Raw genomic sequence first — 15,328 nt, forward strand, 5'->3', positions numbered from 1 at the left:
GCGAATTTTCAAGATAGTTTTATTGTTGTGCGGGGTGCTTGGCGTATTCTTGCCAGCTGTTCTTGTGCATCAAGTTCTTGTCAGCAATGCACAATTGCAAGGTGAGAAACTTGTAAGCTCGATTGCGGCTACAATGGTCGAGCGCGCAGATATCAATATAAACCGTGCTTTTTCTCAGCTTACACAACTCGCTCTGTTGGGTGTTTCAAGTTGTGATATTCAAGATGTTCGCGAGATGCGCCGTGTCCTTTATGATCAGTTTTGGGTCAAAGAAGTGGGTGTCATTGATGCTGATGGCAATTTCAAGTGTAATCAATACGGGGAGCAAGCCATATTCTCCGAACGTACGCGTGGGCTTCGTAGCGATGCAGAAAACATCACATTTCAAGTCGTGAGACGAGTAGATAGTGATGCTCTGGAAACGCTGCTTACATGGGAGTTGGCTTCAGGTTCTAGTATAGGTGTCATTCTTCCTGGCGAAGCATTGGCTGATGATGTTATTCCAGAAAAAATGAGAAATAAGGGTGTCGCGCTTACCTCGCTTGATGACGGTACTATTTTGTATATGGCACCTGCGCAAGCAACAGCAAAGGCAACGCTACCTTTTGATCAAAAAACCTTTTCGAGCTCTTTAAGCTCAACAAAATATCCATTCCATGTGACAGTTTTAGCACCTTATGATGTAATTTGGAGTGATTTTTCAACGCTTTATGAAAAAGCTATCGCAAGCGCCGTTGTCGTTGGCGTCACTTTGTTTTTTCTTTCGCTTTTCGCGCTGCGACCTAAAAAGGCGCGCATAAACGAAATTGAAGCCGCCATGGAAGCAGGCGAGTTTATTCCATTTTATCAGCCAACGATTAATGTGCAGACCGGTGCTCTTATGGGGTGTGAGGTGTTGATTCGCTGGCGAAAACCTGACGGGACGATATTGCCTCCGGGTGCTTTTATTGGTCTTGCGGAGGCGACTGGTCTTGCCATTGAGATGACGCGTAATTTGATGAGTTATGTTGCGGAAGAAATGGAAGATCTACATGAAGATCGACCAGAGTTGAAACTTGGTATCAATCTTTTCGATGATCACTTTGAAAACCTAGATATTATTGATGATATCAAGCAGGTTTTTGGGCCAAGCAAAATTAGCTATTCACAGCTTATGTTTGAAGTGACTGAACGTCAGCCTCTCAATGACATTGAACGAGCGCGTGTTGTGATCCGTAATATGCGCTCATTAGGAGCTAAAGTTGCGCTGGATGACGCGGGTACTGGTCACGGTGGCTTGGCTTATCTTCAACAGCTTGGTCTTGATGTCATTAAAATAGATAAGCTGTTTATTGATGCAATCGGTACGGATTCTCTTTCCGCCCCGATTGTGGATAGCTTAATTAGCCTGGCTGAGAGCCTCGGCATGGATATCGTCGCTGAAGGTGTCGAAGAGCCACTGCAGGTTGAATATTTGAGAGAAAAGGGTGTTCGCATGGCGCAGGGTTATTTGTTTGCCAAGCCATTGCCGGGCGAAACTTATAAAAGATTGATTGAAAAAATGATGCCCTTGGCAAAACGACCAGAAGAGCGACGAAAAACACGGACGCGCCCAGCGATAGGGCAGGCAATGCCTGCTGTATAATTCAACAATAGCAACCTTTATTGGTTATTTACTGATTTGGTAGATAATATTCTCATGAAGCGAAAAACACCCTTGAGAAAGTTTGATGCGACATCATATTTGATGTCGAAGGGTATCTATTGGATTGCGCTTGCCATTTTATGTCCGATGTTGATCGCTTATTTTCAGATCTATCGTACTGGTGAAGAAGCAGTGCGGGTGCAATCGGATCGTATTCTTAATTTTTTTATCGGTGAAGTTGAAGATGTGATGGCTGAGACCGAATTGGTTCTTGATGGTTATTTGCTAAAGACTGCCGGTTCTTGTGCTGCCAATGATCTTTTGGTGTTGCGCCGACATCTTGCCGCCAATAAATCAGTTGGCGCCATGGGGATTATCGCCGCCGACGGGAAAATTGCTTGCTCGATCGGTGGTGGAAATATTCAGAATTTATCGTTTCCCGCACATCAAGGCGTAACAAACACGAAAATCGAATTTGGAGAGTTGCGCACCGAACAGGCAGCTTTGCCTATTTTGATAAAAGCGGCCCCAAATGGCATCCGAATTTATGCGATCATGTCACAGGCGCGGTTCAAGAAAATGCTCTTGCCAGGATTCATTGCTGATTTTGTACAAGTTGACGTGGTTTTACCCAAAGGTGGTCTTTGGTATTCTGTTACTGGATCAGAAGTTAAAAAGGGTTTCTTAGGCGAACCTTTGGTCCTAGAACGAAAAAGTGAGAGATTTCCGGTTAATTTTTCTCTTGTTCTCGATAGGCGCTCGATCTCTGTATGGTCCGGTGAGCTTCGCGTGTCGATTATTGTCATTGTATTGCTAAGCTTTGCAGCGCTTGTCTTATCTTTTTTAGCTCATCGCTTCTATAAAGCTATGAACGCTCGGCGTATGATATTTAGCCAAATGGCAATGATTGAGCATGCGCGACTTCATTTTAATATAACCTACCAGCCCCTAATGGATATGGATAAAAATCTATTGGTTGGTGTCTTGGCGAAGGCTGATCTTTCATTGTTTGACAAGGTGCCACAGGCGCGGCCCACTGTAGACGAGATTTTGTCAGTCATTTGGGATGAAATTGGCGAATTCGCTTTAAAAAGGCGCGAGTTCAATATCATTGTACAGGTTGAAGGAGAGTCCGTTATTGCGGCGGACCAGCGTCAAGCCGTGATAGATAGGCTCAAAGAGATTAGCTATGAAAACCTGACTTTATTGATGAGCTGGGAAAATGATCGTGGAGTCGATTCTGATATCTACCGCCCACTGGAAGAGGTGGCCACATCAGGCGCTAATCTCGCTATTGACTGCGGTAACGTGCAATTCTCATTGTTGTCCGATATGTGGGCATGGCCCTATCATCAACTCGTCGTAGATTTTTCCAATCTGCCTGAATCTGAGGAAGCTATTAACTGGATAAGCGAGATTGTCATGAACATGAGCGAACAGCTCCAAATCGACAAAGTCGCAATAGGGCTAGAAAATCAGTCGATAAGTGAGAGCGCTATTGGTGGCGGATTTCAGGTCGGTGCGGGGAAACATTATGGACCAGGTCTCACGATAGATTCGCTTCTGTCTGCAGTGCGCCCAGTGCGTGGTGCTAAGCGTTCCACCAGCGAGCAAAAACAAGATGAAGCTGCATAAGGTTATATCTTCTGCAGGCACAGGCTTTTGATTTGTTGCCAGTCTTCTGCTTTTTCAGCGATTTTCTGATCAACTTCAGCAATCCTTCTAAAGTCACTATCTGCCATATAATGAATGCAGAAAACCTCAGGTGATGTGGATTTTATCATGCTGTGATGCATCGGTAAGTCATCAATGAATATAGTCGGTGACGTTGTGATATTAGCTAGCTGGGCTACTGCTTCAGCTTTTGAGCCATTATTTTGCAAAACTGGAAAATCAAGCCCGAGTGCGGCCAAATGGCTTTGTCGTCGCATGGAAAGTTCTGCCGCGACATTTGTGAGAAAGACAATCTGAAACTGTGCTGCGAGTGCTGTTAGGACTGGTTGCGCATCTTCGATAATGGGCTGATGGTCAACATACTCTTCATGGAACTGTAAGGCGAGAGCGCTGCTAGATAGGGAAGAAAGTGATTCACCAGTATCGGCATTGATGATGTTCCCGCCCAGTTTGAATGATGTTTTGCGCAGATACATACCGCGCTCACTCAAATAAGTTTCAAATGGTGCGACAAAATGCAGCACGACCTCATCCACATCACAAATCAAAAGGGGGAGCTGGCTATCTATACCATCCATTACTGATTTTATTTTCATAATAAAAACAGTGCGTTATAAAAAGTCATCACGATGTCCTTCAAGAGTCATCGCAGCACTTTGTATATCTATAGGTGAGAGGCCCGCATTACTGGAAAAACAAAGACATTCAGGTTCATCTTGCCGCAAAAACGTCAAGACAGCGGATAAAAAGCCTGGCTCGCTTGCCGCCTCGCGCAACTCTTCAAGTGCAAGCCCGGTCGTTTCCATGAATCGACCCAGAAGATCGTTGTCCGATGCTATATGACTAAGTGCTTGAATAGCAATGCCTTCAGCTCTTTCTTGTCTCATTTTGCGTCCATATTTAGTTTCACATTATTTACGCTTGTTTGCGTTTGTGAAAGGAAATTCAAGTATGCTTTTAACTCGGTATAAGTATATCTATGAAATTGGGTACTAGAATAATAGCCAAACCGGTGGGAATTATGACAAAAAAAGTGATGATTGTGGAAGATAATGAGCTGAATATGAAGCTATTCCATGATCTTTTGCACTCTCAAGGTTATGAGACGGTCGAGATCAATAATGGGCTTTTAGCACTTGATCTGGCACGTGAACATCAGCCCGATCTAATTTTAATGGATATTCAATTGCCGGAAGTTTCCGGGCTTGATGTCACGAAGTGGCTTAAGGAAGATGACGAGTTGAAAGATATTCCAGTCATCGCTGTAACTGCTTTCGCGATGAAGGGGGATGAGGAACGTATCCGTAATGGCGGGTGTGAGGCCTATATTTCCAAGCCTATTTCTATCTCAACATTTCTCGAAACGGTCCGTTCTTATATCGGCGAATAGACAATCAAACATGGTGACCGCTGGTCGCCATAATAAAAGGGTAGCGGCATGACTGGCCGAATTTTAGTAGTAGATGATAATCCCACCAACGTGAAACTGTTGGAAGCTCGTCTTTCTGCAGAGTATTATACTATCATAACAGCGGATAATGGACGAGATGCCATTGATATTTGCAGTCGCGGTGAGTGCGATATTATTTTACTTGATGTGATGATGCCTGAAATGAATGGATTTGAGGTTTGCCGTATTCTCAAAGCTGAGCCAGAAACATTGCATGTCCCGATTGTTCTTCTGACGGCACTTAATGGTGTTCAAGACCGTATTGAGGGGTTGGAAGCTGGTGCGGATGATTTTTTGACCAAACCCTTCCGTGATCTTGAACTGATGGCTCGGGTTAAAAGTCTCCTGCGTGTGAAACTGCTTGTTGATGAGCTTAGAATGCGTGCGATGACGGCCTACGATGTTCATATGGAGCTTTTATATGAGCATGTATTTGCCAACCCAAAACCCGATGAAGCTGTATTGGTGGTTGATGATCGTGAAGCGTCTGCATCAAAAATACGCAGTGCGCTCATGCGTGCCGGATATCAAGTGATCATTGAGTCAGATCCAAATAAAGCAATGGATTATGCGTCACAAGAGGATCCTATTCTCGGAATTGTAAATCTTGATTTGAAAAATTATGATGGGCTGCGTCTTTGTTCCCAGATGCGACAATTAGAACGTACACGTAATCTCCCATTACTTGCGATCTCAGACGAGGGAGAGGAGAGACAATTGTCTCGCGCGCTTGAGATGGGTGTGAACGACTTCGTAAGCCGTCCGATAGAGACGAATGAATTGATTGCTCGTTGCAAAACCCAGTTGCGCCGTAGACGGTATTCAGATTATCTACGTGAAAGCGTGCAAAACACCATGGAAATGGCGGTCAAAGATGCGCTTACAGGGCTTTATAATCGCCGTTATCTGGAAACACATTTAGCGAGCCACGTTAACATTGCTCATGATAAGGGAACGCCGCTTTCGCTGCTCATCTTGGATATAGATCATTTTAAGCAAGTGAATGATACATATGGCCATGATGCTGGAGATTTAATCTTAAAAGAATTTGCGATACGCATGAGCGATAATGTTCGCCGTATTGATTTGCCTTGTCGTATGGGCGGCGAAGAGTTTGTGGTCATTATGCCGGAGACTGATCGCGATTTGGCCTATTCTGTTGCAGAACGAATCCGTGATGTTGTGGCGGCAAAACCATTTGTTACTGGAGAAAACGGCGAAGAGATAGTGGTGACGACAAGCATTGGTATTAGTTGCTATGTTGATGAGAATGATACACCGGAAAGTATGATGAAGCGCGCCGATGTTGCCTTGTATCAAGCTAAACATGCAGGCAGAAACCGCGTGGTTTTTGAGGTGAATGCTGCTTAAATATCTTATCTAATTGAATTAACTACATAAATTAAAGATAAATATTCATTGTTAATTCCTCTTTATCTTGCGCGCACAGAACTTATTAGTCACAAGGAAGCATCAAGTAAGCAATTACTTGTCAGTAAATCTTGTGGCATTAACAGGTCCGCCGCATCACCTGTGCTACAAGATTAATCCGGCAGGTCCCGTTGAAATATATGGTTGACCTGTCGGAACTTTATTTTAAAAAAAATTTTCGACAAAATAAAACCGACCTTCAAAAAAGGTCGGTCTATATATTGTTCAATAGTAATATATTTTATTTGATTTTTGTTTCTTTAAAATCAACGTGTTTTCTTACAACTGGATCATATTTACGCTTCACCATCTTTTCAGTCATGGTGCGAGAATTCTTTTTTGTTACATAAAAGAAGCCAGTGTCAGCTGTGCTTTCAAGTTTGATTTTAATCGTTGTGGCTTTTGCCATCGTGCTATTCCTTGAAACGTCGGTGATTTGATTACCAAGGCACCGGTAAAAAGACAGGGAGCGCTTAGGCTCCCATTGTTGTCGCGAAACTACTCATTGGCGGATATTTGTCAAGTAATTTAGCACAGCAGTTTAAGAGAACTCTTTATCTATTTTGAACCAAGAGCTCTCCACCATCCAAAGGTTCTTTGCCCGCGCGCAAATAGGTAACTATTTTTGCCAGATTATCAGCACCCATTTTTGCACGATAAAAGGCCACCTTTGGTGGTTCTTTGTGGTTATCTTGATGTTCGATGGCGGCCTTGGTGATTTCTATAATCTGTCTTGTGATGAAATGGATGGGCATATCCTCGGTCTGATCGAAGCTCAGCCATTGCACGTCTTCCAATTCATCACTGGAGTGAGCCGCTTGATCGTTCAAGTATTGATCGGCATTGACCATGAAAAAGCGCGTATCGAATCGCCGATTGTGTCCCGGCGGTGTGATCGCGCGAGCAATATAGGTGAGGGATGACAGATCAGGCAGCATGCCGCGATCATTAAATGCATTCCATAATGGCTGGTTATATTGGCGCTTGGTGTTAGCACTAGCACCTAGCATAAGTCCGACCTCCTCATAAGTCTCACGGATCGCTGCAAGCCCTAGCATGCGTGCTCGCAAGGCTGTTGGACGGCCTTTCATCTGTTGCAGGAGTAGATCAAGCGTTTCACGGGTATAATCACGACCAAAAGGAGCAAAGCGGTCAGCATAATCTACGCGACCACCAGGAAAGACGTAGACACTTGGCATGAATTGATGTTTGGCAGATCGTCGCCCCATCAAAATGCGTGGGCAATCACCGCGCCTGTCAACAAGGATAAGCGAAGAGGCGTCCTTTATTTTCAAGCCGCACCTTGTGGGGTAATGGTGTCTTCTGAGGGCAATTCCACATCATCACCCTCGATAAAATGAGGATTGAAACCATGCATATAATTGGCCCATTGAAGCCCAACGATTGCACCTTTGATAAGTGGCAAGGCTAAAAGCGCCATGATGATAAGAGCTGGAATCCAAAGTGCTGCATGCACCCAGTAGGATGGTTGATAAGCAAGTTCAACCCAGACAAAAAGCCCCACGATTATTTTGCCAACAATCGAGATCGTGAAATAGGCCGGCGCATCATCAGCACGGTGATGATGAAGAGCTTCACCACAATGACTGCAATTGTCAGTAACTTTCAAAAAGCGGTCGAAAAGTTTTCCTTTATCGCAATTCGGACACTTCTGTTTAAAGCCTGTCCACATGGCCTGAAACACACTGCGTTTTGGCAAGCCATTGTGACTTTCAGATTTATTCAAGTCATTTGCATAGTGCGGCATGAGAGAACCTTTCACTGTTACATCTTATCTAGGCCCAATAATGCGCATGTACAACTTACAAATTTGCAAATCAGATCAGCGTTTTCGCTTTATCTTGCGTGAGATGCCTTTGGGAGCGCCGCCTCTTGGCTTACTTGTAGGGCAGCGGCGGCGGCCTTTTTGTTTTGGAAAGGCGCGCTGGCCGGCTTTTCCTTTGGTGCCTTCTGATAGCATTTCAAACCGCAAAGCACCGGCAAAAGGAAGCGCTTCGACGAGCTGAACCTGAACATGATCGCCCATTGTATAGGTTTGGCCTGTGCGCTCACCCACAAGGTTATGACGCGCTTCATCAAAATGATAATAATCATCACCAAGTTTGGAAATCGGGATGAATCCATCAGCGCCCGTATCGTCAAGAGTGATGAAAAGGCCAGATTTCGTGGCGCCACCAATACGGCCCCAGAACTTAGCGCCCACTTGATCGGACAACCATTCGGCAATCAGCCGGTCAATGGTCGAGCGCTCGGCTTTCATAGCGCGGCGTTCTGTCATGCAGATATGGCTAGAAATTTCGGACAGGCTCTCAATATTCACATCACCAAGACCACCGTCACCAAGCTTATAGGCTGAGACAAGCGAGCGATGCACCACCAAATCTGCATAGCGGCGGATAGGGGACGTAAAATGGGCATAGCGTTTTAGATTAAGCCCAAAGTGGCCATAATTCTCTGGCGTATATTCCGCTTGTGCTTGGCTGCGCAGCACCACCTGATTTGTCAAAATCTCGTGGTCTTTATCTTTCACTTCCCGCAAAATTCGATTGAAATGTTGAGGGCGTATATTGCCTGCCTTTGGAATTTGCATCTCAATGGTGGATAGAAAATCTCGCAAACTCTCGAGTTTTGCTAAGGACGGCGCATCATGAGCGCGATATAGAACGGGACTTTTCTTTGCTTCCAAGGCCTCCGCTGCCGCCACATTGGCAAGGATCATAAATTCTTCGATGAGTTTATGAGCATCAAGGCGTTGCGGCACGATAACATCGGCAACGCCTCCCTCATCATTGAGGCGTATTTTGCGCTCCGCTATATTCAGATCAAGCGGCTCGCGGCCTTTGCGCTCGCGTTTCAGCGCGCTATATGCCGCCCACAATGGTTTCAAGGTGCTCTCAAGCACGTGTGCAGCGCGTTCGCTCACATCGCCATCAATCGCGGCTTGCGCCTCCTCATAGGAGACGCCAGCGTGTGATTTCATCATGATGCGATGAAAACGGTGTTTGATTTTGGCACCATCGCTTGTCAGCCAGATTTTGACAGCAAGCGCTGGGCGTTCCAAACCATGTTTTAGCGAACACAGATTGTTCGATATGCGCTCGGGCAACATCGGTACAACGCGATCAGGAAAATAGACTGAATTGCCGCGCTTAAAAGCCTCACTATCAAGCGCCGTATTAGGCCGGATATAATAAGAGACATCAGCAATTGCGATTGTAACGATAAAGCCGCCAATGTTAGATTTATCGCCATCAGTTTCAGCAAACACCGCATCGTCGTGGTCTTTGGCATCGGCCGGATCAATGGTGATCAGTGGTACATCGCGCCAATCTTCCCGATTGTCATCAATGCTGGTCTCACGCGCTTCTTCCGATTCGGCAAGAACAGGATCTGGAAATATATGCGGAATTTCATGTTCATGCAGCGCGATGTGGCTGATCGCTTTTTCCGATTTTAATGAGCCAATGACGGATAAAACGCGTGCGCGGGCATCACCATATTTGCTGATCTTGGTGATTTTAACTTCAACCAGATCGCCGTCCTTGGCATCTCCTAGATGATCAATCTCGACTTCGCGCTGTTTTCTATCAACGGGCAGAAGGCGAGGGAGGGCGTCCGCATGGGTGCCAAATTTGACAACACCCAACACGCTCAAGGGCGTCTTTTCAAGAACCTTGATGATTTGCGCCGTATAAGCTGGCTTTTCTTCGCTGCCCGCATCGCGGTTTATAATACGGCCTAAAATACGATCACCCATACCGGGTGCACGGCCTTTGTCTTTGCTGGAGGTTGCAATCAATATGCGCGGGGGTGGCGCGGCCTCATTTTCCCATTTTGTGGGGGCGGCGATCAGTTCGCCATCTTCATCGCGCTCATAAATGTCCATCACAAAGACAGAAGGCAATTCGCCAGCTTGCGTGAATTTTTTCCGACTGCCTTCAATCAACCCGTCCTCTGAGAGGCTTTTCAAGAGTTGTTTTAATGCAATGCGGTCTTGCCCTTTGATGTTAAAGGCTTTGGCGATATCCCGTTTTGCGGCCTTATCGGGGTTTTCTTTGATAAAGCGCAAAATATCTTCGCGCTTTGGAAACCAAGGGTTGGTGCTCGTTTTGGATGGCGTCTTTTTAGCCACAGCTATTCTGTGGCCTTAGTGGGAGCTTTCTTTTTCGCCGCAGGCTTTTTGGCTGTCGTTTTCTTCGCTGTAGCTTTTTTCTTTGCTGCGGGCTTTTTCTTGGCAGCCGGTTTTTTCTTACCGCCTTTAGCTGCTTTTGCCGCAATCAATTCAACGGCCATTTCCATGGTCACATCTTCCGGCTTTTGATCTTTGGGAAGCGTTGCATTGATCTTATCGAATTTCACATAAGGCCCATAGCGGCCTTCATTAACGGTGACCTTACCACCACCATCTGGGTGGTCACCAAGTTCTTTGAGCGCTTTCGCCGCAGTGCGTCCTCTTGGATTGGCTTTTTTATCAGCAATGGCAGAAACCGCACGGTTCAAACCAACAACAAAGACCTCATCAACGCTCTCCAAATTTGCATAAGTGCCATCATGAAGCACGAAAGGACCATAGCGCCCGATACCAGCGGTAATCTCTTTGCCAGTTTCAGGGTGTTCACCCACAAGACGGGGTAGGGATATAAGTTTTAAAGCTTCTTCAAAATCAATCGTGGCAGCATCCCAGCCTTTGGGGATTGAGGCCCGTTTTGGTTTGGCTTCTTCGCCGAGTTGAATATAGGGGCCAAAGCGACCTTTGCGCACGCTAATATCAAGCCCTGTTTCAGGATCTTGGCCCAACACGCGGTTGTCGTCTTCGCCATTTGATCCCTCGCCATCGCCGGTCTGATTAAGCTGGCGGGTGAATTTACATTCAGGATAATTCGAGCAGCCGATAAAGGCGCCAAAACGGCCAACTTTCAGGCTGACTTCACCATCATCACATTTAGGGCAGGCGCGGCGTGGTGTACCATCTTCCTTTTCAGGGAAGACGTGATCTTTCAGCGCCTCATTCAGAGCATCAAGCACTTCAGAGACGCGCAAATCTTTGATCTCATCGACATGGCCTGAGAAATCATCCCAAAATTCGCGCAAAACATCACGCCATTGGACGCTGCCTGCTGATACCTTGTCGAGTTTTTCTTCCAAACCAGCCGTGAAATCATATTGCACATAGCGGTTGAAGAAATTCTCCAAAAAGGCGGTCACTAACCGGCCTTTGTCTTCTGGTATGAAACGCTTTTTATCGAGCACCACATAATCGCGGTCGCGCAGAACCGTCAATGTGGCGGCATAGGTGGACGGGCGACCAATGCCCAGCTCTTCCATCCGTTTCACCATAGTCGCTTCTGTGTAGCGCGGTGGCGGCTCGGTGAAATGTTGCGAGGCGTCGATTTTTTCGCGGTTGATGTTCTCATCAGCCGAAAGCGCAGGAAGACGGCTTTGATCTTCCTCTTTTTCATCATCTTTGGATTCAGTATAGAGCGTCAAAAAACCATCAAACCGAACAACTGAGCCGCTGGCGCGTAAATTGGCGGTTTGGCCATTGCCAGTTGCCAGAATTTCTGCCGTCGTGCGTTCCATTTCAGCTGATGCCATTTGACACGCAATGGTGCGTTTCCAAATCAAGTCATAGAGCCTGAATTGTTCATCATCCAAAAACTTGCGCATATCGGCGGGGCGACGGAAAGCATCTGTCGGACGGATTGCTTCGTGTGCTTCTTGCGCGTTTTTCAATTTAGAAAAATATTTACGAGGTTTCTCGGGCACATAACGCTCGCCATATGAGGTTTCAATCTGGCGACGCAGAGAACCAATCGCTTCTGGGGCAAGATCAACACCGTCTGTTCTCATATAGGTAATGAGACCGGTGGTTTCGCCACCCAATGTGATGCCTTCATAAAGCCGTTGTGCGACTTGCATGGTGCGCTGGGCGGTGAAACCGAGCTTGCGTGAGGCTTCCATTTGCAACGTGGAAGTAGTGAAGGGCGGATAAGGATTGCGCTTTTGCGGCTTTGCCTCAACGCTTTCCACCTTGAAACTTGCTGATTCCAGCATTGTTTTAATGCTGGTTGCCTCAGTCTCATTATTAATATCAAGCCGCTGCTTGCGCTTGCCTTCAAAGGCCGTGAGGCGTGCTTCAAATGATTTTGAATCGCTGTTTTGAAGATGGGCCGCAATCGACCAATATTCTTGTGGCTTGAAAATTTCAATTTCGCGCTCGCGTTCGCAGATTAGACGAAGAGCGATAGATTGCACACGGCCTGCTGAGCGAGAGCCGGGCAATTTGCGCCATAAAACTGGCGATAGAGTGAAGCCGACGAGATAATCAAGCGCGCGGCGTGCGAGATAAGCATCAACAAGTGGTGTATCAAGCTCGCGCGGATTGTTCATTGCTTCCAAAATGGAGTTTTTGGTAACAGCATTGAAAACAACGCGTTCAATCTTTTTGTCTTTCAAGGCTTTTTTGTCTTGCAGCACCTGCAGCAGATGCCAAGAGATGGCTTCGCCCTCTCTGTCCGGGTCAGTTGCGAGAATAAGTTTGTCGGACCCTTTAACCGCTTTGGCTATTTCATTGACCCGGGCTTTCGCCTTAGCGTCAATTTGCCAATCCATGGCAAATTCTTCGTCAGGACGCACAGAGCCATCTTTAGGGGGTAGGTCACGTACGTGGCCGTACGAGGCAAACACCTGATAATCTGAGCCAAGATATTTGTTGATGGTTTTCGCTTTGGCAGGCGACTCAACAATAACAACGTTCATAAAGCACTCTTTATACGGTTTGGAAATAATATCGAACGTTAATCCGAATACACTTTGGGGCCGGACAATCATCTCTAGATCGTCTCGTGTCAAAGGGTTTTATCGAATTTTTTCAAATCACCGTGTTATTTTTTGCTGATATAGGGCTGAGAGGCATAAACGATTACCAACTTTAAGTTGTAAAAAAATCTTTACTAAACTAAAAAGTGTGTTAGCTTTAATCATCCTTCAAATAGAGATTCGGCGAGGGGTCACATAATGACCAAGAAAACTGCAGCACGACCTGAAGTCGGAATAGATTCCTATATTGTAGGTGGCATGTCAAATGCATATTCAAAAACGTTGCAGATGGGTGAGTGCGAGCGCCTTAAATTAAAGAAGGAAACAGCTCAATATATCCATCGTATGACAGCGGATTTATGTGTTATGGCTGCAAAAGCCGATATGGAGTTTTTGGCATATCTCATCGATATGGCACGCATTGAGTCTTATGACAGGGCGCATGATCAAAAGTTGGATGAGAAGATGAGTGTGGGTTGATGCCCACACATAATATTCGGTGGCTGGTAAAGTTTAAGGCGACAAGATGAAGGTGTTCCCCTCCAACCTCTCAATACGCCCTGAAACCTCAAGTTCACAAAGGCTTGAAATAACGCCAGCCGCCGATAGCTCTGTAATCCGAATGATGTCATCTTGATGAACGGGTGATTGGCTCAACCCATTCAAGACAATATCGATGACTTCTTCTGGCACAATGTCTACTGAAAATTCATCATCGTTGCCAGCCTCCAGCCTAAAGGGTTCTTGTCCATCAGTTGCGCCAGAATCCTCAAAAGTTCTCATCGGCCTCAGGTCATTTATGATATCTTCAGCGGATCGGATAAGTGTTGCGCCCTCGCGAATAAGGTTATTGGTGCCATCTGCGCGAGGATCGAGTGGTGAACCAGGCACGGCAAAAATTTGACGGTTTTGTTCTCCTGCAAGGCGCGCGGTAATTAAAGAGCCTGACCGACGCGCGGCTTCCACAATAACAACACCAAGTGATAAGCCGGATATGATTCGGTTGCGACGGGGAAAATCTTTGCCACGTGGCTCAAAGTTTGGCGGCATTTCGGTGACAATCGAGCCACCATTATCAATAATACTTGTGGCGAGAGAGATGTTTTCTGGTGGGTACAACCGAAGATGACCACCAGCGATCACTGCAACTGTGCCTGTTTTTAATGATGCTTTGTGAGCGGCAGAATCTATGCCTCTGGCAAGGCCGGAAACGACGACGTGTCCCGCATCGCTAAGTTCTCCAGCAAGAGTTGACGCCATCTTTTGACCTGCAATGGATGCATTGCGCGATCCGACGATTGCAACATGAGGGAGCGCGTCAAAGTTTGTTTTGCCTTGAACTAAAATAAAAGGTGGATTGCCTTCTGTTTCACGTAACAGGCTTGGGTACTCAGCCTCACCAACCGCAACATAGGATATGCCGTGACGGGCGGCTTCTTCTAACTCGTGCTCCGCCTCATTGCGCGAACATATGCGTGCCCCTGCTTTGGATTTATTACGGTTTATAATATCGGGCAACGCGTCTAGCGCTGCTTGGGCGGAGCCATACCGATTTATAAAATTATGAAATGTAACGGCTCCAATTCGTTCGCTGCGTGCAAGCCGTAACCACGCAATCCGTTGTTCATCACTTAAAGATGGACGCAACATTTATTCAACCCTTCGAGCCAATTCGACTTTCGGTGCCAGATATCAGGCGCCGGATGTTTTCATGATGCTTCACCCATGCAAGCAAAGTCAGTAATGCAAAAAGTTCTGAAAACTGAAAGGCATCAAAACCCCGCAGTACGAAGGGGGTTGCCAGTGTGGCGATAAGCGCGGCTAGTGATGAATAACGAAAGATCAAAGCGGTCGCGAGCCAGATTACGGCAAAGACAAGAAAGGCGGGCCAAAATAGTCCAGCGAGAATGCCGATGTATGTGGCAACACCCTTGCCGCCTTTGAATTTCAACCAAATTGGGAAGAGGTGACCAAGGAAAGCACCAAGTCCTGCACATACTGCAGGGTCTTGTCCCATGAAATGGCCGGCAATAAGAACCGCTGCGGTTCCCTTCAAAACATCACTCGCCAGCGTCAGGGCAGCGAGTTTTTTGTTGCCTGTGCGTAAAACATTGGTAGCGCCAATATTTCCGGACCCGATCGTGCGAATATCGCCTTGACCTGAAAAGCGGGTGATAAGAAGACCGAACGGTATAGAACCCAGAAGATAGCCAAACAACAACCACATAAGATAATAAGGCAGCTCTAAGCTCCAGCTTATTGGATCAGGCATCACAATGTTCCAGTATTTTATATCATCAACTTAAAGA

General features: G+C 46.3%; 14 protein-coding genes. 5 read left to right on the plus strand and 9 right to left on the minus strand.

Annotation, left to right across the window (positions count from 1 at the left end):
- Positions 1 to 49: 49 nt before the first annotated feature.
- Together ABJ081_09380 and ABJ081_09385 are read left to right on the plus strand one after the other, a co-directional pair.
- On the plus strand, positions 50 to 1,624 hold the full coding sequence (locus tag ABJ081_09380; protein ID MEP6356883.1) for an EAL domain-containing protein: 1,575 nt from the start codon (positions 50 to 52) through the stop codon (positions 1,622 to 1,624).
- 54 nt (positions 1,625 to 1,678) lie between these two features.
- Entirely contained in the window at positions 1,679 to 3,259 is a 1,581-nt protein-coding gene (locus ABJ081_09385) for a hypothetical protein (GenBank protein ID MEP6356884.1), read from the plus strand.
- 2 nt (positions 3,260 to 3,261) lie between these two features.
- On the opposite strand, the gene ABJ081_09390 is transcribed toward ABJ081_09385, so the two are convergent.
- Positions 3,262 to 3,894 (minus strand): hypothetical protein, encoded by a 633-nt coding sequence (locus ABJ081_09390; GenBank protein ID MEP6356885.1) that lies wholly within the window; start codon positions 3,892 to 3,894, stop codon positions 3,262 to 3,264.
- A 15-nt stretch (positions 3,895 to 3,909) separates the two neighbouring features.
- Entirely contained in the window at positions 3,910 to 4,185 is a 276-nt protein-coding gene (locus tag ABJ081_09395) for a DUF3572 domain-containing protein (GenBank protein ID MEP6356886.1), read from the minus strand.
- Between the two features lie 134 nt (positions 4,186 to 4,319).
- Here ABJ081_09395 and ABJ081_09400 point away from each other — a divergent pair, with 134 nt between their 5' ends.
- Complete coding sequence (locus tag ABJ081_09400; GenBank protein ID MEP6356887.1) at positions 4,320 to 4,688, plus strand: response regulator; 369 nt, start codon at positions 4,320 to 4,322, stop codon at positions 4,686 to 4,688.
- A 48-nt stretch (positions 4,689 to 4,736) separates the two neighbouring features.
- The gene (locus tag ABJ081_09405; GenBank protein ID MEP6356888.1) at positions 4,737 to 6,119 is read left to right on the plus strand and encodes a PleD family two-component system response regulator; all 1,383 of its coding nucleotides are present in this window, start codon (positions 4,737 to 4,739) and stop codon (positions 6,117 to 6,119) included.
- Between the two features lie 301 nt (positions 6,120 to 6,420).
- On the opposite strand, the gene rpmG is transcribed toward ABJ081_09405, so the two are convergent.
- From rpmG to topA, 5 genes are all read right to left on the minus strand, one after another.
- The gene (rpmG, locus tag ABJ081_09410) at positions 6,421 to 6,588 is read right to left on the minus strand and encodes a 50S ribosomal protein L33 (protein ID MEP6356889.1); all 168 of its coding nucleotides are present in this window, start codon (positions 6,586 to 6,588) and stop codon (positions 6,421 to 6,423) included.
- Positions 6,589 to 6,733: 145 nt separating this feature from the next.
- Positions 6,734 to 7,474 (minus strand): NUDIX hydrolase, encoded by a 741-nt coding sequence (locus tag ABJ081_09415; protein MEP6356890.1) that lies wholly within the window; start codon positions 7,472 to 7,474, stop codon positions 6,734 to 6,736.
- Positions 7,471 to 7,947, minus strand: coding sequence for a DUF983 domain-containing protein (locus tag ABJ081_09420; GenBank protein ID MEP6356891.1), 477 nt, complete (start codon positions 7,945 to 7,947; stop codon positions 7,471 to 7,473). Before ABJ081_09420 ends, ABJ081_09415 begins: the two co-directional genes overlap by 4 nt.
- 75 nt (positions 7,948 to 8,022) lie before the next feature.
- Positions 8,023 to 10,332: a ribonuclease R gene (gene rnr / locus ABJ081_09425; protein MEP6356892.1), complete on the minus strand. Its 2,310-nt coding sequence runs from the start codon at positions 10,330 to 10,332 to the stop codon at positions 8,023 to 8,025.
- Positions 10,333 to 10,334: 2 nt separating this feature from the next.
- On the minus strand, positions 10,335 to 12,959 hold the full coding sequence (gene topA / locus ABJ081_09430) for a type I DNA topoisomerase (protein MEP6356893.1): 2,625 nt from the start codon (positions 12,957 to 12,959) through the stop codon (positions 10,335 to 10,337).
- 258 nt (positions 12,960 to 13,217) lie between these two features.
- Between topA and ABJ081_09435 the strand changes: the two genes are divergently transcribed.
- The gene (locus ABJ081_09435; protein MEP6356894.1) at positions 13,218 to 13,499 is read left to right on the plus strand and encodes a hypothetical protein; all 282 of its coding nucleotides are present in this window, start codon (positions 13,218 to 13,220) and stop codon (positions 13,497 to 13,499) included.
- 33 nt (positions 13,500 to 13,532) lie between these two features.
- Here ABJ081_09435 and dprA read toward each other — a convergent pair whose 3' ends face one another.
- Positions 13,533 to 14,669: a DNA-processing protein DprA gene (gene dprA, locus ABJ081_09440; protein MEP6356895.1), complete on the minus strand. Its 1,137-nt coding sequence runs from the start codon at positions 14,667 to 14,669 to the stop codon at positions 13,533 to 13,535.
- A 4-nt stretch (positions 14,670 to 14,673) separates the two neighbouring features.
- Positions 14,674 to 15,291, minus strand: a complete 618-nt coding sequence (gene plsY, locus ABJ081_09445; GenBank protein ID MEP6356896.1) for a glycerol-3-phosphate 1-O-acyltransferase PlsY — start codon at positions 15,289 to 15,291, stop codon at positions 14,674 to 14,676.
- Positions 15,292 to 15,328: the final 37 nt, after the last annotated feature.

This window comes from Hyphomicrobiales bacterium, from assembly GCA_039989895.1.
Classification (GTDB): Bacteria; Pseudomonadota; Alphaproteobacteria; order Rhizobiales; family JACESI01; genus JACESI01.

Coding starts and splice junctions, on each gene's coding strand:
- rpmG (MEP6356889.1), bottom strand. CDS start 6,588: ATGGCAAAAGCCACAACGATTAAAATCAAACTTGAAAGCACAGCTGAC.
- dprA (MEP6356895.1), bottom strand. CDS start 14,669: ATGTTGCGTCCATCTTTAAGTGATGAACAACGGATTGCGTGGTTACGG.
- ABJ081_09420 (MEP6356891.1), bottom strand. CDS start 7,947: ATGCCGCACTATGCAAATGACTTGAATAAATCTGAAAGTCACAATGGC.
- ABJ081_09400 (MEP6356887.1), top strand. CDS start 4,320: ATGACAAAAAAAGTGATGATTGTGGAAGATAATGAGCTGAATATGAAG.
- ABJ081_09390 (MEP6356885.1), bottom strand. CDS start 3,894: ATGAAAATAAAATCAGTAATGGATGGTATAGATAGCCAGCTCCCCCTT.
- ABJ081_09385 (MEP6356884.1), top strand. CDS start 1,679: ATGAAGCGAAAAACACCCTTGAGAAAGTTTGATGCGACATCATATTTG.
- topA (MEP6356893.1), bottom strand. CDS start 12,959: ATGAACGTTGTTATTGTTGAGTCGCCTGCCAAAGCGAAAACCATCAAC.
- ABJ081_09395 (MEP6356886.1), bottom strand. CDS start 4,185: ATGAGACAAGAAAGAGCTGAAGGCATTGCTATTCAAGCACTTAGTCAT.
- ABJ081_09405 (MEP6356888.1), top strand. CDS start 4,737: ATGACTGGCCGAATTTTAGTAGTAGATGATAATCCCACCAACGTGAAA.
- plsY (MEP6356896.1), bottom strand. CDS start 15,291: ATGCCTGATCCAATAAGCTGGAGCTTAGAGCTGCCTTATTATCTTATG.
- ABJ081_09435 (MEP6356894.1), top strand. CDS start 13,218: ATGACCAAGAAAACTGCAGCACGACCTGAAGTCGGAATAGATTCCTAT.